The 22131-nt window shown below is 50.7% G+C and carries 18 protein-coding genes; 15 read left to right on the top strand and 3 right to left on the bottom strand.

The features are described from left to right. Positions 1-14 precede the first annotated feature (14 nt). The 15 genes from rsmH (at position 15) to ftsZ (ending at position 17308) form a co-directional block, all read left to right on the top strand. Positions 15-953, top strand: coding sequence for a 16S rRNA (cytosine(1402)-N(4))-methyltransferase RsmH (rsmH, locus tag ABF87_RS01310; protein WP_160827307.1), 939 nt, complete (start codon positions 15-17; stop codon positions 951-953). Positions 954-958: 5 nt separating this feature from the next. Continuing rightward, positions 959-1258 carry a cell division protein FtsL gene (gene ftsL, locus ABF87_RS01315; RefSeq protein ID WP_160827308.1) on the top strand — a complete coding sequence of 100 codons (300 nt, stop codon included), beginning with the start codon at positions 959-961 and terminating at the stop codon, positions 1256-1258. After that, positions 1255-2979: a penicillin-binding transpeptidase domain-containing protein gene (locus ABF87_RS01320; RefSeq protein WP_160827309.1), complete on the top strand. Its 1725-nt coding sequence runs from the start codon at positions 1255-1257 to the stop codon at positions 2977-2979. Before ftsL ends, ABF87_RS01320 begins: the two co-directional genes overlap by 4 nt. Before the next feature lie 5 nt (positions 2980-2984). Further along, a complete protein-coding gene (locus ABF87_RS01325) occupies positions 2985-4529 on the top strand; it encodes a UDP-N-acetylmuramoyl-L-alanyl-D-glutamate--2,6-diaminopimelate ligase (RefSeq protein ID WP_160827310.1) in 1545 nt (514 codons plus the stop codon). Continuing rightward, a complete protein-coding gene (gene murF / locus ABF87_RS01330; protein ID WP_160827311.1) occupies positions 4526-5917 on the top strand; it encodes a UDP-N-acetylmuramoyl-tripeptide--D-alanyl-D-alanine ligase in 1392 nt (463 codons plus the stop codon). The genes ABF87_RS01325 and murF overlap by 4 nt, the downstream gene beginning before the upstream one ends. Before the next feature lie 61 nt (positions 5918-5978). Further along, complete coding sequence (gene mraY / locus ABF87_RS01335) at positions 5979-7064, top strand: phospho-N-acetylmuramoyl-pentapeptide-transferase (RefSeq protein WP_160827312.1); 1086 nt, start codon at positions 5979-5981, stop codon at positions 7062-7064. Further along, positions 7061-8473 (top strand): UDP-N-acetylmuramoyl-L-alanine--D-glutamate ligase, encoded by a 1413-nt coding sequence (gene murD / locus ABF87_RS01340; protein WP_160827313.1) that lies wholly within the window; start codon positions 7061-7063, stop codon positions 8471-8473. Before mraY ends, murD begins: the two co-directional genes overlap by 4 nt. 3 nt (positions 8474-8476) lie before the next feature. Then, complete coding sequence (gene ftsW, locus ABF87_RS01345) at positions 8477-9637, top strand: putative lipid II flippase FtsW (RefSeq protein ID WP_160827382.1); 1161 nt, start codon at positions 8477-8479, stop codon at positions 9635-9637. After that, the gene (murG, locus tag ABF87_RS01350; RefSeq protein WP_160827314.1) at positions 9634-10719 is read left to right on the top strand and encodes an undecaprenyldiphospho-muramoylpentapeptide beta-N-acetylglucosaminyltransferase; all 1086 of its coding nucleotides are present in this window, start codon (positions 9634-9636) and stop codon (positions 10717-10719) included. The genes ftsW and murG overlap by 4 nt, the downstream gene beginning before the upstream one ends. Beyond that, entirely contained in the window at positions 10716-12143 is a 1428-nt protein-coding gene (murC, locus tag ABF87_RS01355) for a UDP-N-acetylmuramate--L-alanine ligase (protein ID WP_160827315.1), read from the top strand. Before murG ends, murC begins: the two co-directional genes overlap by 4 nt. A 34-nt stretch (positions 12144-12177) precedes the next feature. Beyond that, complete coding sequence (gene murB / locus ABF87_RS01360) at positions 12178-13152, top strand: UDP-N-acetylmuramate dehydrogenase (protein WP_160827383.1); 975 nt, start codon at positions 12178-12180, stop codon at positions 13150-13152. Then, entirely contained in the window at positions 13139-14056 is a 918-nt protein-coding gene (locus ABF87_RS01365) for a D-alanine--D-alanine ligase (RefSeq protein ID WP_160827316.1), read from the top strand. The genes murB and ABF87_RS01365 overlap by 14 nt, the downstream gene beginning before the upstream one ends. Then, positions 14046-14822, top strand: a complete 777-nt coding sequence (locus ABF87_RS01370) for a cell division protein FtsQ/DivIB (protein ID WP_160827317.1) — start codon at positions 14046-14048, stop codon at positions 14820-14822. Before ABF87_RS01365 ends, ABF87_RS01370 begins: the two co-directional genes overlap by 11 nt. A 20-nt stretch (positions 14823-14842) precedes the next feature. Continuing rightward, positions 14843-16081 (top strand): cell division protein FtsA, encoded by a 1239-nt coding sequence (gene ftsA / locus ABF87_RS01375; RefSeq protein WP_160827318.1) that lies wholly within the window; start codon positions 14843-14845, stop codon positions 16079-16081. A gap of 75 nt (positions 16082-16156) precedes the next feature. Next, positions 16157-17308, top strand: a complete 1152-nt coding sequence (ftsZ, locus tag ABF87_RS01380; protein WP_160827319.1) for a cell division protein FtsZ — start codon at positions 16157-16159, stop codon at positions 17306-17308. Positions 17309-17584: 276 nt separating this feature from the next. On the opposite strand, the gene cysG is transcribed toward ftsZ, so the two are convergent. From cysG to glmM, 3 genes are all read right to left on the bottom strand, one after another. Then, positions 17585-19018 (bottom strand): siroheme synthase CysG, encoded by a 1434-nt coding sequence (gene cysG / locus ABF87_RS01385; RefSeq protein WP_160827320.1) that lies wholly within the window; start codon positions 19016-19018, stop codon positions 17585-17587. Positions 19019-19164: 146 nt separating this feature from the next. Continuing rightward, positions 19165-20106 (bottom strand): PstS family phosphate ABC transporter substrate-binding protein, encoded by a 942-nt coding sequence (locus ABF87_RS01390; RefSeq protein ID WP_240143467.1) that lies wholly within the window; start codon positions 20104-20106, stop codon positions 19165-19167. 491 nt (positions 20107-20597) lie between these two features. Beyond that, positions 20598-21959, bottom strand: a complete 1362-nt coding sequence (gene glmM / locus ABF87_RS01395) for a phosphoglucosamine mutase (protein ID WP_160827322.1) — start codon at positions 21957-21959, stop codon at positions 20598-20600. Positions 21960-22131: the final 172 nt, after the last annotated feature.

Raw genomic sequence — 22131 nt, forward strand, 5'->3', positions numbered from 1 at the left:
TGCAAGCAGGGCGAATGCACACCTCGGTTCTGTTGTGCGAAGCAATTGAAGCGTTAGCCATAAAGCCAAATGGTGTGTATGTGGATGCCACCTTCGGGCGGGGTGGGCATAGCCGTGAAATCCTGTCGCAACTGGGTGAGGATGGTCGATTGATTGCACTTGACAGGGATCGGGCGGCCATTGAAGCGGCTCAGGCGATTGCGGATAAGCGATTTGGCATTGTTCATGGCAGTTTTTCCAACATGCGCCGACTATTGCGAGAAATGGATATTACGCATATTGATGGAGTGCTGCTTGATTTGGGGGTGTCATCGCCACAATTGGAAGAAATATCGCGCGGATTTAGCTTTCGTTTGGACGGGCCGCTCGATATGCGCATGGATACGAGTAAGGGCGAGACGGCTGCGGCTTGGCTGGCAACGGTTTCGGAAGATCAACTGGAAAAGGTGATAAGAGAATATGGCGAAGAACGGTATGCTCGGCAGATTGCAAGAGCGATTATTATGGCAAGAACGCGGCGACCTATTGTTACCACATTACAACTTGCCGAGATTGTCGCAACGGTCGTGCGTCCGCGCCAGCGGGAGAGTTTTCGGCATCCGGCGACGCGCACTTTTCAGGCGATTCGGATTTATCTCAATCAGGAACTTGAGGAGTTGTCGTTAGTGCTGCCGCAATGCGTCGAGTTGCTCAACCCTGGAGGACGATTGGTGGTGATCAGTTTTCACTCATTGGAAGATCGGATGGTGAAGCAGTTCATACGCAATGCTGCGAGGAAAGATAGTGTGCCTCGCACTGTGCCTTTGACAGACCGAGAACTGCAACGTTTCAGCAAGTGCACACTCAAGTTGATCGGTAAGGCCATTCGTCCAAAGGAAGATGAAGTGGCGGGAAATATCAGAGCGAGGAGTGCCGTGATGCGGGTGGCGGAGAGAATCGCGATGAATGGATAAGCGCAATGTTCAAATTGAACATTTTCTTAGTAATGGTGGGGATTGCCTGTGCGCTGGGAATTGTAACGTCGCAACACATGGCGCGAAAGCTTTTCATGACGCTTGAAAATGAAAAGGAAACGGAGCGAAAGCTCGAGGTGGAATGGGGGCGGCTGCAATTGGAGCAGAGTACGTTGATCATGCATGGCCGAATTGAACGTATCGCAAAAGAACACCTGAAGATGGTCGTTCCGGCGGCAACCGACATTCAAGTCATCTCGATAGGTGCAAAAAATAACCGGCGAAATAATGGGACTGACCGATGATTACGAACCAACCACCGCAAATCAAATTGTCTGCCTGGCGTTCATTTTTATTATTCAGCTTGTTGGTATTGGGTCTGATCAGCCTAGCGGGACGCGCTGCCTACTTGCAGGGAATGCATCATGATTTTTTGCAGGAAAAGGGGGAGTCGCGATACAGCCGCGTGGTTGAGATGAATGCCGATCGCGGCATGATCACTGACAGGAATGGCCAGATACTTGCGATCAGTTCTCCCATTGCCTCGGTTCATGTGGATCCGAAATTGGTCAAAATTACACCGGAACAATTAAAGCAATTGTCCAAATTGCTGGAGACGCCAAGTACCGTACTAGAGCGGCGCCTGCATCGTGAGAATAGCCGTTTCGTGTATCTGAAGCGGCAAGTGATTCCCGAAATCGCAGAAAAAATTATGAAGCTTAAGATCCCTGGCATTGATTTGACCTATGAATCCAAGCGGTATTATCCCGAAGGGGAGCATGCGGCACATGTGCTGGGCTTTACCGATATCAACGATAAAGGTCAGGAAGGGGTTGAGCGGGGCTGGCAGGAAATCCTGGCCGGTGAATTGGGGAGCCGGCGCGTCATCAAGGATAATAAAGGGCGAATCGTCGAGGATATCGAAAATATACGCTTGCCCAAGCAAGGACAAGATCTCATTTTATCGATCGATCGACGCATTCAATACCGCGCCCATGAAGAACTGAAAGAAGCGGTCAAACTCAATAAAGCCAAAGCTGGCAGCATCGTAGTGCTGGATGCGCAGACGGGTGAAATCCTGGCGTTGACCAATTTGCCCGTCTATAACCCCAATAACCGATCCACCATCAGCAACGACAAAATTCGCAATCGCGCCTTGATCGACACTTTTGAGCCTGGTTCGACGTTGAAGCCCTTCACTGTGGCGGTGGCAATGGAAGTGGGAAAAGTCAATTCGAATACCGTGATGCAAACATCGCCTGGCTTGATGCAAGTGGGCAGGAGAACGATACGCGACGTCAATAACAAGGGTGAACTGACAGTTGCTGAAATCATTCAGCAATCCAGCAATGTGGGAACTGCCAAAATTGCCTTGTCGCTGGCGCCCCAAACGATGTGGGAAATGCTGAACCGCTCAGGCTTCGGAGCAATAACACACTCGGGTTTTCCGGGGGAAGCCAGCGGGGTACTGCGCTCCTACAATACCTGGCGCCCAATAGAACAAGCTACGATGTCCTATGGACACGGAATTTCCACTAGCCTGATGCAATTGGCGCGCGCTTATACGATTTTTACCAGCGGCGGCGAACTGAAGCCCGTGTCGCTGATGAAGCGGGATATGCCGGTCATGGGGCAGCGCGTCATTTCTCGGGATACCGCCCTGGCGATGAGTCGTATGCTCGAGCTGGCGACCAAGCCCGGCGGGACTGCGCCGCTGGCACAGATCAATGGCTACCGTGTCGCTGGCAAAACCGGCACGGCGCATAAGCTGATCGACGGTCAGTATGCGAAGAAACAGTATATCTCGACGTTTGTCGGCTATGCGCCGGCATCGAATCCACGATTGATTATCGGGGTAATGATCGATGAACCTTCGGCCGGAAAGTATTTTGGCGGTGCGGTAGCCGCCCCGGTATTCAGTAATGTGATGAGCAATGCACTGCACAGCTTGAATATTCCACCCGATGCGCCGGCTAATAATGTGGTTACCTTTACCGCCATGCCAGAAATGGATGAAGAAGGATGACTGTGATGGCCGTCAAAAAGAAAACATCCCGATCGTTTGACATTCATCAGCTCGATGAAATGGGTGTGCCTATCACTAATCTCGTGACAGATAGCCGGCAAGTCAGGCCTGGAGATACTTTTCTTGCCTATGCAGGTGAAAGAGCCGACGGACGTACATTCATTCCGCAAGCGATTAAAGCTGGAGCGAATGCGATTGTGTGGGATTCGCAGGATTTTTCGTGGAATCCCGAGTGGGCCGTTCCTGACTTACCGGTCACTGAATTGAAGAGCAAGGCGGGGTTGATCGCCGATCATGTCTATGGGCATCCGTCACAGGATTTATGGGTAGTGGGGGTCACCGGGACGAATGGTAAAACCTCGAGCTGCCACTGGTATGCGCAAGCCATGGCCAATCTGAGCAGGAAAACAGCCATTATCGGCACGCTTGGGAATGGATTTGTCGCGGAACTTGAAGCAAGCGAAAATACAACTCCGGATGCGACCGTGCTGCAGCGCATGCTGAGGCGATTCAAGCAGCGCGGTGCCGAGAATGCCGTGATGGAGGTGTCATCGCATGGGATAGCGCAAGGACGTGTCAACGGCACGGTGTTTTCGGTTGCGGTATTGACCAATCTGTCGCGTGATCATCTGGACTACCACCAGGATATGGATGCCTACGCAGCCACCAAAGCGCGATTGTTTTTCTGGCCCGGCTTGAAGTATGCGGTCATCAATATGGATGATGTGCTGGGTGTGGAATTATCGCGCCAGCTTGCCCATAAAACTACCCATATCATCGGGTATGGATTCAATTATCCGGAACTTGGACATGCAAAACGTTTCAGAATGGTGTACGGCTCAAACCTGCAGGCTGACCTCGACGGAATCGAGTTTGATATCGAATATGAACATGAGCAAGAACACATCGCTTTGAATGTGTTGGGCAAATTCAATGCCTCGAATGTTCTGGCAGTGGTGGCATCCCTGCTGGCCAGTGGGGTCGGTTTATCGGATGCCGTCAAGGCATTGGGTGACATTCGCACGTTGCCCGGTCGTATGGAAAAATATGTCGCGGCTGGTCAGCCCATCATCATTGTAGACTATGCGCATACTCCCGATGCATTGGAAAAAGTGCTCTGCACATTACGGGATACTCTTCGTAGAAGCCAACAAACAACCACGGGTTCCCGCCGGCTGCGTTTATATTGCGTGGTGGGTTGTGGCGGGGATCGGGATAAAGGCAAACGTGCCATGATTGGAGACGTTGCAACCCGGTTGGCGGATTCAGTGATTTTTACCAGCGATAACCCGCGCACCGAAGATCCCATGCAAATTATTCGCGACATTGTGGCGGGTGCCTCGGGCAAAAATCATCAAATTGAAGTTGATCGCGCCTCAGCGATTTATCAAGCAATCGATAATGCTCGATTGGGTGATGTGGTTCTGATTGCAGGGAAGGGACATGAAAAATTTCAGGATATCAAAGGACATAAGATTCCCTTCAGTGATGCCGACGTCGTACAGCAAGTGCTGAACGAATTAACTCGCAAAGTACGGGTCAAGAAATGATGATGATCAGTGAAGTTGCTCACGTATTGCAGACCGGTTGGAATGGCGGGGATGTTTTATTTACGGGCGTAAGCACTGATAGTCGTACCCTCAAGCAGGGAAATTTGTTCGTTGCATTGGCGGGTGAAAAATATGATGGCAATCAATTCGTTGCGAGCGCGATCGAGAATGGCGCAGTTGCAGCGTTGATCAATCGAACGACGGATGACCAACCGCTGGCTGTCGATATTCCAGTGATATGCGTCAACGACACACGCATCGGCCTGGGACGATTGGCTGCTTATTGGCGGAATCGTTTTACAGGGCCTGTCGTGGGAGTGACGGGTAGTAATGGAAAAACCACGGTCAAGGAAATGATTGCTTCCATTCTTCGCTATGATGCAATTCATCAGAGCGTATGCGCAGATAACTCAGCAGATCCTGTTCTCGCGACCGAGGGCAATCTCAATAACGATATTGGCGTACCTCAAATGCTGCTGCGCCTGCGTTCACATCACCGCTATGCGGTGATCGAAATGGGCATGAATCATCTTGGGGAAATTGCCTATCTGACGGAATTGACCAAGCCGACGATTGCAGTGATCACTAATGCGGGCGGGGCTCATATTGAAGGACTGGGATCCGTTGAGGCGGTGGCTCAAGCCAAGGCTGAGATCCTGCAAGGGCTCGATCAAAATGGCACTGCGGTGATCAACGCGGATGATGTATTCGCGCCGCTCTGGCGCCAATGTTCGGGGTCGCGGGCAGTGATCGATTTTGGATTACATACGCCTGCTCGGGTCACCGCTGAATACCAGACGGATTCACTTACGCCCAGGATCAAATTGAAATTGCCGTATGGCAAGGCGGATCTGCAATTGAACGTGCCTGGCAGACATAATATTTACAATGCCTTGGCAGCCGCAGCAGCTGCTTGCGCTTTACATATCGACCCGGTATCGATTGCGGCCGGCCTGGAAAATTTCCACGGTGTGCGGGGGCGCTTGCAAAGAAAAATAGGGCGGCATCATTCCACGCTCATCGACGATACCTACAATGCCAATCCGGAATCGGTACGTGCTGCTCTGGCAGTATTGGCCGCTACCAGCGGGAAAAAAATCCTGGTGTTGGGAGACATGGGAGAACTGGGTCAAGCCGCCATCGATCTGCATCGCTCGATCGGACAAGAGGCGCGCCGCGCGCAATTGGATCAGTTACTGACACTCGGTGAATTGAGTGCGTATGCAAGCCGCGAATTTGGTCATGGTGCGCAGCATTTCAGCTCGCTCGAGGCTTTATTGGATGTCGCCGAGCATCTGCTCGGCGATGATGTGACTGTATTGGTCAAAGGATCGCGCTTCATGAAGATGGAACATGTTATCCAACAGCTTGAAGCCGAACATCGATGAGGATGATCATGCGGAGTGATGAGCGAAGGCTGAATGATCGATTACATGGACAGGAATTCTCATGCTGTTAGCGTTATCTCAATGGTTGGCGCAGGATATTCGTGCCTTTAACGTGTTCAGCTACATCACGCTGCGCTCGATGCTTGCAGTGATTACGGCTCTGATCATCTCGTTCATTATTGGTCCGATGATGATTCGGAAATTGACCGCCTACAAGATCGGCCAGTCGGTGCGTGATGACGGCCCTCAGTCGCATCTCGTCAAAACTGGCACCCCAACCATGGGAGGTGCTTTGATATTGATGTCCATCGTACTGACGACGTTATTGTGGGCTGATTTGAACAATCGCTACATTTGGGTGGTGTTGCTGACGACGGTTGGTTTTGGGGTGATTGGCTGGATCGATGATTACCGCAAAGTGGTCTATCGCAATCCGAAAGGGTTGTCGGCGCGCGCAAAATTCTTCTGGCAATCAGTGATTGCGCTGGTAGTCGCAGGTTATTTGGTATCGACTGCCGAAATTCCGGCACAAACCAATATGATCGTGCCTTTCTTCAAGGAAGTCGCCATTCCGCTGGGAGTCACGGGATTCATCATACTGACCTACTTTGTCATCGTAGGCACCAGTAATGCCGTCAATTTGACGGACGGATTGGACGGCCTGGCCATCATGCCGACTGTCATGATCAGCAGTGCCTTGGCTGTTTTTGCGTATGTGACCGGACATGTGGTGTTTGCGAAGTATCTGGGAATTCCCTATATCCCGAATACCGGTGAATTGGCGGTATTTTGTGGAGCACTGGCCGGGGCGGGACTGGCTTTTTTATGGTTCAACGCCTACCCGGCGGAAGTGTTCATGGGGGACGTTGGCGCGCTCGCATTGGGAGCGGCGCTCGGTGTTGTGACCGTGATCGTGCGGCAGGAAATTGTGCTCATGATCATGGGTGGCGTTTTTGTAGTCGAAACGCTGTCCGTGATGTTGCAAGTGGCTTCGTTCAAATTACGCGGCAAGCGTATTTTTCGCATGGCACCGCTGCATCATCATTATGAATTGAAGGGCTGGAAGGAAAATCAAGTCGTGGTGAGATTCTGGATCATTACACTGATTCTGGTGCTACTGGGACTATCAACATTGAAACTACGATGAATCTACGAGGAAAAACAATACTGGTGCTGGGCATGGGTGAAACCGGTCTTTCCATGGTGAAATGGCTGTCACGCCAAGGTGCGCAGGTACGGGTGGCGGATAGCCGCAAGGAGCCGCCGGGCTGGAAGGAAATCAGCGAAACGTTTCCGCAGGCGCAGATCCATCGCGGCAATTTTATACCTGAGATTTTTGGAAGTGTGGATCTGATCGCGATCAGTCCCGGCGTTCCCGTTGCCGAACCCGCTGTCCAGCAAGCCATTCAGCGCGGTATTCCGCTGGTGGGGGATATGGCTCTTTTTGTCTGGGCACTGCAGCAAAGTGATTTGCCCAAACCAAAAGTATTGGCGATCACCGGTTCAAATGGCAAGACCACCGTCACTGCGATGGTTGGCGCAATGCTTAAAAGCGCAGGTTGGGATGTCGAAGTGGCGGGCAATATCGGCCCTGCCGTGTTGAATGCGCTGATGCATCGGCTCGATGCCGGTAGCTGGCCCAACGCCTGGGTTCTCGAAGTGTCCAGCTTTCAATTGGAAACCACCCCGCATCTGAATGCGGATGTGGCTACGGTTCTCAACGTCAGCGAAGATCATTTGGATCGGTATACCGGCATGCAGGACTATACCTCTGCAAAAGCCAGGATATTCCTGCATGAGCACAATAACGGAATACAAGTGCTCAATCGCGATGATGCGATGGTGCGATCAATGGCGCTGACAGGCAGGCAGAAGATCACGTTCGGTATCGATGAGCCGCGTACACAAACCGATTTCGGCATTGTGAACGATGGTGAAGACTTGTGGCTGGTTGAGGGAGATCTGCAGTTGATGAAGACCACCGAGTTGATCGTGAATGGTTTGCATAATGCCGCCAATGGCTTGGCGGCGTTGGCGATGTGCCGGGCGCTGGGGATTTCTGCGGAGCCGCTGCTGGCGGCGTTGCGGGAATTCCGCGGATTGCCGCATCGAATGGAAAAAGTGGCGGCATTCAATGGTGTCACGTTCTATGATGATTCCAAGAGCACCAATGTAGGTGCGACCGTGGCCGCACTCAATGGCATGAAGCAGAACGTCATTCTGATTGCCGGCGGCGACGGTAAAGGGCAGGATTTTTCGCATCTGCGGCCGGCAGTGGCTGAAAACACGCGAGCTGTGGTACTGATCGGGCGGGACGCTGGCATTATTGCTGAGGAATTGAAGGATTGCGGCGTGCCACTGCATTTCGCCACTACGATGGAAGAAGCCATGCAAAAAAGTTTTTTATTGGCGCAGGGCGGAGATGTGGTGCTGTTGTCTCCGGCATGTGCCAGCTTCGATATGTTCAGGAATTATATACATCGCGCAGAAGTGTTTGTTGCTGCAGTGAAGGATATCGAAAATCGATTTTTTAATTTTGGGCATAAAAAGCATTGAGTGATGATCTATCAAGCCAATAATCCTAAACCGCGACTAATAACCAATTTTGATCAGGCGCTGGTCTGGTCAGTACTGTTGTTGCTCAGCATTGGCTTGGTGATGATTTATTCTGCGTCGATAGCGATTGCCGAGGCTCAGTTCGGCGCTGATCGCGCCATGCATTATTTGTCGCGGCATGGTATTTATCTGCTGGTGGGGTTGCTGTTGGGATTCATCGCATTTCAGGTGCCTATGCAAGTATGGCAGAAATTCGTCAGTTACTTGTTCATCGTTAGCGCCTTGATGCTGGTTCTCGTGCTGGTGCCAGGCATTGGCCATGAGGTCAATGGCAGTCAGCGCTGGATTTCTTTGTATGTCGTGAATTTCCAGCCTTCCGAATTCATGAAATTCGTAATGATTTTGTACACTGCGGATTATGTCATCCGCAAGTCTGCCGATCTGGGTTGCCTGCTGAAAGGCTTCTTGCCCATTACTGTTGTGATGGCGCTGGTAGGGTTTCTGTTATTGCTGGAACCCGACTTTGGAGCATTCTTTGTCGTGACCACGCTGGCCATGTCCATCCTGTTTCTGGGCGGTGTCAGTTTGAAAATATTCATCGGATTGATCGTGATTCTTGCAGCCGGTTTGTATACGCTGATTCTGACTTCCCCCTATCGGGTAGATCGGGTGATTGCCTTCATGAATCCCTGGGAAGACCCTTATGGAAAAGGTTATCAATTGAGTCATGCGCTGATCGCATTTGGACGCGGTGAATGGTTCGGCGTAGGGTTGGGCGGCAGTGTCGAGAAATTATTCTATCTTCCCGAAGCGCATACAGACTTCATTTTGTCGGTACTGGCGGAAGAACTGGGCTTCGTCGGGGTCGCAGCGGTCATCGGATTATTCGTATGGTTGATCATGCGCGCCTTCATCATCGGCCGCTTGGCTGCAAAGCTTGGAGCTTCATTTGCTGCGTTGGTGGCACAAGGCATCGGAATCTGGATTGGCATCCAGGCGCTGATCAACATGGGCGTCAACATGGGTGTCTTGCCGACCAAGGGATTGACGCTGCCATTGCTGAGTTTTGGAGGCAGCAGCATTACCGCCAATTGCGTTGCGCTGGCAGTGCTATTGCGCATCGATTGGGAAAACCGGCAGCGCTTGCGAGGATTGACGGTATGAAGTCGCGCACGATACTGATCATGGCAGGCGGAACAGGCGGACATGTATTCCCGGGATTGGCGGTGGCTGATCATTTGCAGCGCGCCGGCTGGCATATCGTGTGGCTGGGAACCGAACACGGCATGGAAATGAAGCTGGTGCCGCGCTATGGCTATGAAGTGGAAGCCATCAACTTTTCCGGCCTGCGGGGTAAACGACTGATGGCCTGGCTATGGCTACCGCTGCGCTTGATCAGAGCATTCATGCAAAGCCTGACCATTATTCGACGCGTCAGTCCGGATGTCGTGCTGGGAATGGGAGGATATCCTGCTTTTCCAGGCGGAATAATGGCTTCCTTATTGAACAAGCCATTGATTATTCATGAGCAGAACTCATTGCCTGGATTAACGAACCGGCTACTTGCAAAGCTGGCGGATAAAATCATGCTGGGTTTTCCCAATGCCATTCATGCAGATCCGAAGAGAACGGTGTTTTCAGGGAATCCGGTGCGTGCCGAGATTGCGCAGATTGCTCCGCCGCAGCAACGCTTTCCCGGCCGGGAAGGGAGGCTCAGCATACTAGTGATTGGGGGTAGTCTGGGCGCGCAGATATTGAATACCGTGGTGCCGGAAGCTCTCGTCCTGATGGCTGAGCAGCATCGTCCAGTCATCGTTCATCAAGTGGGTGCGCTGCATTTAGAGACCGCACGGCAGCGATATGCCGATCTGCGTGTGCAAGGTGAAGTGCTGGCGTTCATCGAAAATATGGCGGAACGCTATGCGGCTTGCGATTTAGTGCTTTGTCGCGCGGGCGCTCTGACGATTGCGGAATTGAGCGCCGCTGGCGTTGCCAGTATTCTTGTGCCTTATCCCCACGCAGTGGATGACCATCAAACCAGCAACGCGCAGTTTCTCGCTAATGCAGGCGCGGCCATATTGGTTCCGCAGCAGGAATTCACTGCACAAAAATTGACCGAATTGTTGATGCATCTGACGCGTGACAAATTGCTGAACATGGCCATGATGGCGCGCAGCTTGGCAAAACCCGATGCGGCTGCGATCGTGGCCGAAGCGTGTGTTGAACTTTCTGGGGCGACGGCATGAAACATAAAGTCAAGCATATACACTTTGTTGGGATTGGCGGAGCCGGAATGAGCGGAATTGCTGAGGTTTTCGTCAATCTTGGCTATCAGGTCAGCGGTTCCGATTTAATGGAAAATGCAGTGACTCAGCGGCTCACGAAGCTGGGAATTAAGATTTTTCACGGCCATGCGAGCCAGCAGATTGCCGGAGCGGATGCCGTGGTGATATCGACTGCGGTGAGGCTGGACAACCCGGAAGTGATTGCCGCCAAACATAAGAATATTCCTGTTGTTCCACGCGCGATGATGCTGGCTGAATTGCTGCGATTGAGGCGAGGAATCGCGGTTGCGGGAACCCATGGAAAAACCACCACAACAAGTTTGATAGCCAGTATACTTGCGGCGGCAGAAATGGATCCGACATTCGTGATCGGAGGAAAGTTGGAGGCAGCCGGTTGCCATGCAAAATTGGGAAGTGGTGAATTTATTGTGGTTGAGGCTGATGAATCCGATGCGTCATTTTTATATTTGCAGCCGGTGTTGGCTGTGGTGACTAATATTGATGCCGACCATATGGAAACGTATGGTTATGACTTCAATCGCCTGAAACAAACATTTGTCGATTTTGTGCAGCATTTGCCATTCTACGGCATGGCGGTATTGTGTCTGGACGATGCCAACGTCCGCGATGTCATACCGGCCATTTCCAAACCCATTACCACCTATGGATTGTCTGAGCAGGCGCAAGTCAGGGCCATCGATATCCAGCATCAAGGCTGCCAGATGACATTCACTGCCATGATCGGCGTCAATGGTTCGGCGCGCCGATTGGGAATTACATTGAATTTGCCCGGTATGCATAACATTCAGAATGCGCTGGCTGCCATTACCGTGGCCAATGAAATTGGAGTTCCTGATGCTGCCATCATAAAAGCCTTATCTGAATTCAGAGGGGTCGAGAGACGCTTTCAACATTACGGCCAGATCAAGGCTTCCGCGCAAACGAGTTTTTCGCTGATTGATGACTATGGCCATCATCCCGTGGAAATGGAAGCAACGATGAAAGCTGCGCGTGGCGCTTTCCCAGGCCATCGCTTGGTACTGGCGTTTCAACCGCATCGCTATACCCGCACCCGGGATGTATTTGAAGATTTCATCAAAGTGTTATCCCAGGCAGATGTGCTGGTGTTGACCGAGGTGTATTCCGCTGGCGAAGATCCCATCGTGGCAGCAGATAGCAAGTCGCTGGCGCGCGCAATTCGTGTGCAGGGAAAAATTGAGCCGATCTATGTTGAAGAAGTCGAACAGGTGGCCGATGCGGTATTGAATGTGGTGCGAGATGGCGACGTTGTGTTGGTCATGGGAGCGGGTTCGATTGCCAAGGTGGTGGCAACGATTGCTGATATGGACAATATGCTCAGTGTAGTGAATGGCCATGAATATTAAGCACTTTGCGCAAACGATGAGTTCATTCGATAGCATGAGGTTTGATATGCCAGGCAGCGAACGCGGAATTGAGGGAGAAGCTTTGCCAAGCGTTCGGGGGGAATTGCGAACCCATGAACCGATGAGCAAGCACACGTCCTGGCGCGCCGGCGGAAATGCCGAGTATTTCTATATTCCGGCGGATAAGGATGATTTGGCGCAATTTTTGAGGCAAACACAGCTTGAACCTATCTATATGGTAGGGTTGGGCAGCAATCTGCTTGTTCGAGACGGCGGTGTCCCGGGCATCGTGGTCGCCTTGCATGCGCGACTGAATGATCTGTGGTTGGTCGACCAGAGTGAGCGGCTGATATATGCAGGTGCGGGCGTGGCGTGCGCAAAGATTGCGCGATTTGCAGCCAAGCATGATCTGGCAGGGGCAGAATTCCTGGCCGGAATACCCGGCACGGTAGGGGGCGCGCTGGCGATGAATGCGGGCTGTTTTGGCGTGGAAACCTGGAAAATTGTTGAACGGGTCGAAATCATCAACCGCAGCGGTGTGATATTTGATCGCCTGGCGTCTGATTACGAGACCGGATACCGCAGTGTTCGATTGCGGTATCCCGAAAACGATGAATCTCGATCAGAATGGTTTGCGGGCTGTCATTTCCGCTTGCAGCAGGGTGTTCAAGCGGAATCAAGAGAAAGAATCAAGCAGTTGCTGGCGCAGCGCATGGCAAGTCAACCGCTTGATCAGCCGAATGCCGGCTCGGTATTTCGCAACCCACCCGGAGATTACGCTGCCCGCTTGATTGAAAGCTGTGATCTAAAGGGGCGCTGCATTGGAGGGGCCATGGTTTCACCCAAGCATGCCAATTTCATTGTCAATATGGGTAATGCGCGTGCATCCAATATTGAAGCGTTGATTCTGCTTATCCAAGACAGGGTAAAACAACAAACGGGCGTGGAACTTATACCTGAGGTGCGAATGATCGGCGATGCCGGGAGGCTTCATAGTGACGACGCATAACTTTGGCAAAGTGGCAGTATTGCTGGGCGGCAGATCTGCGGAGCGCGAAGTTTCTCTTCAGAGCGGACACGCTGTGCTCGAAGCATTACGGCGCAGTGGAGTTGATGCACATCCATTCGACCCGGCGGAACGGGCATTGGAAGATTTGCAGCATCAAGGCTTCAAGAAGGCATTTATCGCATTGCATGGGCGGTTTGGCGAGGATGGCACCATACAGGGCATCCTGGAATGGATGAGACTGCCCTATACCGGCAGCGGTGTCATGGCGAGCGCATTAGCAATGGATAAATGGCGCACCAAATTGATCTGGCAAGCGGTCGGCATCAGCTCACCTCGTTATGCTGTGTTGCAGGCGGATAGCAACTTTGACGAGATAGCGGAAACATTGGGGCTACCGCTGATTGTCAAGCCGGCGCGCGAAGGCTCCACCATCGGCTTGAGCAAAGTGCATGATAAGCGGGATCTGGCGGAAGCGTATCGGCTGGCAGCGCAACATGACGCTTTGGTGCTGGCGGAAGAATTCATTGCCGGAAAAGAACTGACGGTCGCCATCCTGGGAGAAACGCCCTTGCCGGTGGTCAGGATAGAGATTGCAGGTGAGCTTTATGATTATCAAGCTAAATATGTATCCGATGAGACGCGCTATTTCTGCCCCAGCGGTCTGGCGGATGAGCTGGAAGCTGCAATCAAGGCGCAGGCGCTACAAGCTTATCAGGTGTTAGGCTGCGAAGGTTGGGGAAGAGTGGATCTGATATTAACCGCGGCCGGGCAATGCTATTTTCTCGAGGCCAACACGTCTCCTGGAATGACCAGTCATAGTCTGGTTCCCATGGCAGCAAAGGCAGTCGGCATCTCATTCAACGAGTTGGTAATGAACATATTGGCTTTGGCTCATGTGGAATAATCATCAAGCGCTCACTTTGTTGTCCAGGTCATTGATCACGTCAGTGGTCATCGCCACGCTTTATGTGATTAGTATCCGGCTGACGAAGCCGCCTTTCTTTCCGCTGCAGAGAATCGATATTCATGCTGTGAAGGAAGCAGGAAGTGGGCATGACGAGCTGCTGAATGTGACGCGGGAACAGATCGGACACATTACCAAAAGTGAGATCAAGGGAAATTTTTTGTCAGTGAATTTAACTGAAGTGCGTGAGGCTTTTGTAAAATTGCCCTGGGTGCGCGATGCCAGAGTGACCCGGCGATGGCCTGACGGTTTGGATGTCGTTCTCGAAGAACATCACGCCTTGGCCTACTGGGGTAGTCATGCATTGGTAAATACTTATGGTGAGGTATTCCGGGTCACGGTCAACAGGGAATTACCGGTTTTTACCGGACCGAAAGAAGCCAGCGCTAAAGAAGTCACGCAGAATTACCGGCGTTTTAATCAAATTTTACTACCGTTGCATCAATCAATCGCTGACATAACGTTGACTCCCCGTTATGCATGGCGAATCCGGTTGAATACTGGAACCCTGCTGGAATTAGGACGTGATGAGATCGAAGAGAGGCTGACTCGCTATGTCGCAGTATATAACCATAGCATTGCCCGGTTTAATCAGGAGGGGCCATTGGCATATGTTGATTTACGCCATCCCAATGGTTTTGCTATTCGGGCACCCGGGGTGATGCAGCATGCACCCCGCAAATCCGGTTCGAAAAGAGAAACGTGAAACCAGGGAGAGATTATTCGATGAATAAAGCTAGAGAGAACAGAAACTTGATTGTTGGCCTCGATATAGGCACATCCAAGATCGTTGCTGTGGTCGCGGAAATCATTCCCGAAGGTGGTTTTGAGGTAATTGGCTTGGGCAGCCATCCTTCACGAGGGTTGAAAAAGGGCGTGGTAGCCAATATCGAAACCACCGTGAATGCCATTCAACGGGCTTTGGAAGAGGCCGAGTTAATGGCGGACTGTAAGATTCATGAAGTATATACCGGAATTGCCGGCAGCCATATCAAAGGCTTCAATTCGGACGGCATGGTGCCCATCAAGGATAGAGAGGTCACTGAGAAGGATGTGGAACGGGTGATGGAAGCCGCGAAAGCGGTGAATATTCCTGCCGATCAGCAGATTCTGCACATTCTAAATCAAGAATTCATCATCGACGGCCAGGAAGATGTGCGCGAACCGGTCGGCATGAGTGGCATACGACTGGAAGTCAAGGTGCACATCGTCACGGGGGCAGTGTCGGCAGCGCAAAACATCATGAAATGTGTGCATCGATGCGGGCTCGAAGTGCGCGACCTGATATTGCAGCCGCTGGCATCGGCGATGGCGGTATTGTCGGAGGATGAAAAGGATCTGGGTGTTTGCTTAGTCGATATAGGCGGTGGAACAACCGATATCGCGGTATTCACCAATGGCGCGATTCGGCACACCGCGGTGATTCCGATTGCGGGCGACCAAATCACCAATGATATTGCGATGGCGTTGCGCACCCCGACCAAGAGCGCCGAGGACATCAAATGCCGCTATGGTTGTGCGCTCCGGAGTCTCGCCGATACCAAAGAAATGGTGGAGGTTCCCGATGTCGGTAATCGTGGCTCGCGTCAGTTGTCGAGACAAACATTGGCGGAAGTGATCGAACCCCGGGTGGAGGAATTGTACTGCATGGTGCAAGCCGAACTGCGCCGCAGCGGTTTTGAAGAATTGCTGTCGTCCGGCATCGTGATTACCGGAGGTTCCGCCTCATTGCAGGGCATGGTGGAGTTAGGCGAAGAAATTTTTCATATGCCGGTGAGGTTGGGATTGCCCAATTATCATGGCAATTTAAAGGAAGTGATTCATACACCGCGATATTCGACGGGTATCGGCCTGATTCTGGCCGGAATTCAGCAGATGCAGCATCATCATGGTTCAAAATTACAGGGAGGTTCTGCCAAACAGATTCTTTCGCGTATGAAAGGGTGGTTTCAGAGAAATTTTTAGTAATTATCAGAGAGTTGTTTTGGAGTTGTGGGTTGTCTAGTAGCTTTATTTTCATTGTACTAAAGGAGAGACATTATGTTCGAAATCATGAATAACGAAACTCAGGAAGCGGTCATTAAAGTGGTTGGTGTCGGTGGCTGCGGAAGCAATGCTGTGGATCATATGATTCAAAACGGCATGCACGGTGTCGAATTTATCAGTATGAATACTGATGCGCAGGCATTGAAGGGAAATAAGGCGCCAACGATATTACAATTAGGTACAGGCGTTACTAAAGGGTTGGGCGCCGGTGCAAATCCCGAGATCGGTCGTGAAGCCGCACTGGAAGATCGTGATCGTATCGCAGAATTGATTCAGGGCGCGGATATGCTGTTCATTACTGCAGGCATGGGCGGTGGCACTGGCACTGGCGCAGCACCGGTCGTCGCGCAAGTGGCCAAGGAAATGGGTATTCTGACGGTGGCTGTGGTCAGCAAACCGTTTGCATTTGAAGGAAGACGCCTGGTTGCGGCGAAAGCAGGAATGGAAGCCCTCTCACAGCATGTCGATTCGTTGATTGTCATTCCGAATGATAAGCTGATGATGGTGCTGGGCAATGACATTTCCATGCTGGATGCATTCAAGGCTGCCAATGATGTGCTGTACGGTGCTGTGGCCGGTATTGCTGAAGTGATCAATTGTCCTGGCCTGGTAAATGTTGATTTTGCTGACGTGAAAACCGTGATGTCAGAAATGGGCATGGCGATGATGGGTTCAGCCGTTGCCGCAGGTGTCGACCGTGCGCGTGTAGCAGCAGAGCGTGCCGTTTCAAGCCCGTTGCTGGAAGACATCTCATTGTCTGGCGCACGCGGCATCCTGGTCAATATCACCGCAAGTTCGTCTCTGAAAATGCGCGAAGTTCATGAAGTCATGAGCGCCATCAAGAACTTGACGGCTGAAGACGCAACCATCATCGTAGGTACTGTGATTGATGAAAATATGACTGAAGATCTCCGCGTCACACTGGTTGCAACCGGCTTGGGCACCATTGCCAGCCAAAGCCAGAATTCGCCGTTGACCGTTATTCACAGCCGCACTGGAACGGATGACCGCGACTCCATGTATTCATCAGAAGAACCAGCGGTAATGCGCACCGGCAGGAGAAGCAATGCAACAGTGGCAGCAATGCGTCAGTCAGGAGTTGATCCAATGGATATTCCCGCTTTTCTGAGAAGACAAGCTGACTAGTTAATTGCTTTAAAAGCAGGCTTTGCTGCCCTGTTGGCTTGCCAGCGGGGTGGTTCTGCAGGCGTTGAATGTATCGAACAAATGCTCTCTGTTAATGAAGAGTGCGAGGTGAAAGGCGGCTTCTTAAGCCCGTTCAAAGCTCTTGGTAAGCGTTGACAACCCTTTGATGGCTTCCAAGTGATTTCGCACTCTTCAGATTCCGCAGGACTGATTTCTTTGTTCAATCTCTTGCATCGTGGTCTGATGACTATACATGTAACCGGGATTCTGAACGGTTCATTGATTGGAAGGATTCAATGGGATGATGTTTGGTTGCGAAGATTCATCGGTAGATTCAAACCAAGCCAAATTGTGGTGCAGTTTCACGACTTCTCCGACGATGATCAACGTTGGAGCCGATAAATGCGCAGCTTGCGCGAGCGCAGGTAACGTTTGCAGCGTTCCTGTAACGATCTTCTGGTTCTGGGTCGTGCCTTGTTGGATAATCGCCGCAGGCGTGACATCAGGCAGGCCATGCGCGATGAGTTGCTGGCATAACAACGGCAATCCTAATAATCCCATATAAATGACGATGGTCTGATGAGGGCGGGTGAGTACCTCCCAATCGAGATCGATGCTATTGTTCTTCAAATGTCCGGTGACGAAAATACACGACTGCGCATAATCCCGGTGAGTAAGCGGAATTCCTGCATAAGCGGAAACCCCTGATGCAGCAGTGATACCGGGCACAACCTGGAATGGGATATGGTGCAACGCCAAGGTTTCAATTTCTTCACCGCCTCGACCAAAGATAAAAGGATCACCTCCTTTTAGTCGTAGTACTCGCTTGCCTTCTTGCGCTAATCGCACCAGCAGTTGATTGATCGATTCCTGCTGCAACGTGTGATGATTGCGTTCTTTGCCTGCATATATGCGAGTGGCGTCGCGGCGTACCATCTCCAAAATCGCAGGTGAAACTAGGCGATCATACACAACGACATCGGCTTGCTGCATGAGGCGCATTGCTCGGAATGTGAGCAAATCCGGATTACCCGGCCCTGCGCCGACCAGATACACTTCACCCTGGGGTGGGTCATCGCGTTCTTGCTGCAAAGTTTGTAACAGATACACTTGGGCAGCTTTTTCTTTACCTGACAATATCAGTTCGGTAAATGGGCCTTGAAGCGTTTTTTCCCAGAAAATGCGTCTTTTTTCCGGGTGTGAAAAATGTTGTTTGACGTGTTGGCGAAATTTCCCCGCGATCGATGCCAAGTGGGCATAAGCCACAGGTATCATGGTTTCGAGTTGAGCTCGCAACAGCCGTGCCAAGACCGGAGACTGGCCGCCGCTCGATATGGCGATCAGTAGCGGTGACCGATCCACGATAGAAGGCATGATAAAGCTGCATAGCTCCGGGTCATCGACCACATTGACGGGAATCTGGTGTTGCTGGGCAGCTTCGGAGACCTGCCGGTTAATGGCTTGATCATTTGTCGCCGCAATAACCAATGATATGTTCTGTAAGTGTTCGGGTTGAAAACGAGTAGCCTGATAATGAATTTTGCCATTCGCGACAAAATCGTTGAGTAAGGGATCCAATTTTGGCGAGATGACGGTAACGTGTGCGCCAGCCTGAAGTAGAAGATAAATCTTGCGGATAGCCACTTCACCCCCGCCAACGACCAGGCAAGGTTTGTTTCTGATATTCAAGAAAATGGGCAAGAAATCCATTTGACTGTGAGACTCGAGAATATTAAGGAAATGTTGTTGAATTCTAAATTAGAAAACGACATGAGAATTCACTGATGTTTCCTTGATTGAGCTGCTTTTTATCGATGAGGTGCAAGTTAAACAAAAAACAGCTCAGTGATCGCGATCTACAAACTGGATTCCAATCTAAGAATATCTTCCAACTTTATGTTGATGCCAGATCCCTTGAATACGGTGCCCACTTTTTTCTTATTGAGATGTTCGATATTCAAGTCATACACTTCCTTGGAAAGCGGGAAATATTTGACTTCCGTTACCAGTGAAGGCGCATTTTTCATATAGAAATTAACAAATTCGGTAATCTCGGGCTTGCCGGTCGATTTTGCATTGACATAAATGAATATCGGGCGCGACAGTGGTTTATAGGAATTGTTTTCCACCGTAGTCGCGGATGGCAGAACACCTCCATTGCCATTGTCTATCGCCACTGCATTGATCTTCTTGATATTCTCGATGAAATAGGCGAATCCAAAGAAACCCAATGCATAAATGTCACTGGCGACGCCCTGAACCAGAACGTTGTCATCTTCGGAAGCGGTAAAGTCGCCACGACTTGATTTGGCTTTACCGACGATTGCTTCGGTGAAATATTCGAAAGTTCCGGAATCTGCACCTGGGCCATATAATTTAATTTTCTTGTCAGGCCATGCCGGGTTGATTTGATTCCAGTGCGTGATCTTACCCTGTGCATCGGGTTCCCAGGCTTTCTTCAGTTCCTCGACTGTGATGGTTTTGCTCCAGGTGTTTTTCGGGTTGATCACCACCGTCAGCGCGTCAAATGCGATTGGCATTTCAATGTACTGCACGCCTTGTTGTTTGCAGGCATCCATTTCAGCCTGAGTGATGGGACGAGATGCGTTGACAATATCGATTTCATCGCGACAGAACTTCTTAAAGCCTCCGCCTGTGCCGGAAATCCCGACGGTAACGCGGATTGCTCCACGCTTGGCAATTTGAAAATCTTCCGCAACTGCCTCGGTAATAGGGAAGACTGTGCTGGAGCCATCGATTTTGACGATAGGGCTGGCCATGATGCCATTTGAAACCATTGTAGTGCAGAGCAAAACTATCCCGGCAATCGATTTCAAAGTGATTGAATTTAGCATGTGTATACTCCAAATAATGAATGATGCGGATAAGGCAATCGCTAAGAAACGCTATTATTGACTGCACGAGCGAATCACTTCGTTGCGCGGCACTCCATCCATCGCCTCTTTTATTGATAGATCTTGGTTGTTCCGTTCCGTATATGTATCGTTTTATCTCGTTCGTCCAATTAATCAATGTTTCATCGCGGAAACTCTGAGAAACGACTGTGCTGGGTCAACGGTGTTGAAATCAGGTTCACAATGACCATTTAGCGTACTGCAGAAACTGTGCTTCTTTCTCTGATCCATGCTTAAACATTTGCTTACAAACATTTCCAGGGTTTCTTGAATTGCTACGGCAATATTATTTCAGGATTGTTACAAGATGATGACAACCCAGTATTAATGTATGAACTGTACGTTCAGTATGAACATCGGAATAAGAGATATGTTTAAGTGTCTGATGCGGCTTGTATCGTTTGAGCAATGCGCTCTGCCCAATGATTGATTCTTTGCTTTGATTCTCCCTCGACCATGACCCGAATCACCGGTTCAGTCCCCGATGGACGGATGAGCACCCGGCCTTTGCCATTCAGATCGGTTTCAGCAGCTTCCCGGATCGACTTGATGGTTGCATTGTTCGCAAAATCAAAGGATTTGTGAATTTTTACATTGATCAATCTCTGTGGATAGAGCGAGACTCCGTGCAAAAATTGAGCCAGGGTTTTTTGTGTGTCACGTAATGCATATAACACCTGGAGTGCGGAGATAATACCGTCCCCCGTGGTGTGCTTATCTTTGCATACGATGTGACCCGAATTTTCACCGCCGAGATACCATTTCTTTTCCTGTAACATTTCCAAGATGTAGCGATCGCCTACCTGCGCACGAAGAAACGGAATATTCATTTTCTTGAAACGATTTTCTATGGCTAAATTAGTCATGATCGTACCCACTACCCCGCCTTTGAGAAGCTTCTTCATCTTCCGATGCTTGGCGATAATGTAAAGCAACTGATCACCTTCATATAATCTACCTTGTTTATCGACCATCATGATGCGGTCTCCGTCACCATCGAGTGCGATACCCAGATCCGCATGGTGTTGAAGAACAGCTTTTTGCAATGTTGCGCAATGCGTAGCGCCGCAGTCAAGGTTAATGTTCAGACCATTCGGTTGCACTCCGATCGTGACGACATCGGCTCCCAGTTCGTGCATCACATGACCAGCAATGTTGTAAGCGGCGCCATTGGCGCAATCGACTACGATCTTTAATCCACGCAGATCAAGGTGATAAGGAAAGCTGCTCTTGCAGAATTCGATGTATCGCCCTGACGCATCTCTAATGCGCTGTACCTTTCCTAGCTTTTCAGAGGGCATGGTCTCAATGGGCACATCGATGAGAGATTCAATTTGAAGTTCCACTTCATCGGGTAGCTTACGTCCATCCGCCGAGAAGAATTTGACACCATTATCTTCGAATAGATTGTGTGACGCCGAGATGACGATGCCCGCCTGTAGGCGCAAAGCGCGGATCAGATAAGCGATGGCAGGTGTGGGCATCGGGCCGGACAGAAAGACATCGATACCTGCAGCACTCAAGCCGGCCTCCAATGCGGATTCGAGTATATAACCCGACACCCGGGTATCTTTGCCGATCAGTACGGTCGGTCGGTTTCCTTCTGCTAAATGCCAATCCATCGTCGACAGGACTTTACCAGCAGCATATCCTAGATGCATGATAAATTCCGGTGTAATCGGATAGGTGCCTACCCGTCCTCGTATACCATCAGTTCCAAAGTATTTTTTTGTCAATTGATTACCTTATTGAGAAATTTATAGAGTGAATACGGTGGTGTCGTGGAACATTCAAGCTCTGAAAAAGAACGGTAGCGACGGTAGGCAAGGTGGAATCAACGGGAAAATGCAGTTTGCAAGCTGACAATGTGTATTTTGAGCTTGATTCCAACATAGCCTGACCGAATAT

The organism is Nitrosomonas sp. JL21 (assembly GCF_009833095.1).
In the GTDB taxonomy this organism is placed as follows: Bacteria; Pseudomonadota; Gammaproteobacteria; order Burkholderiales; family Nitrosomonadaceae; genus Nitrosomonas.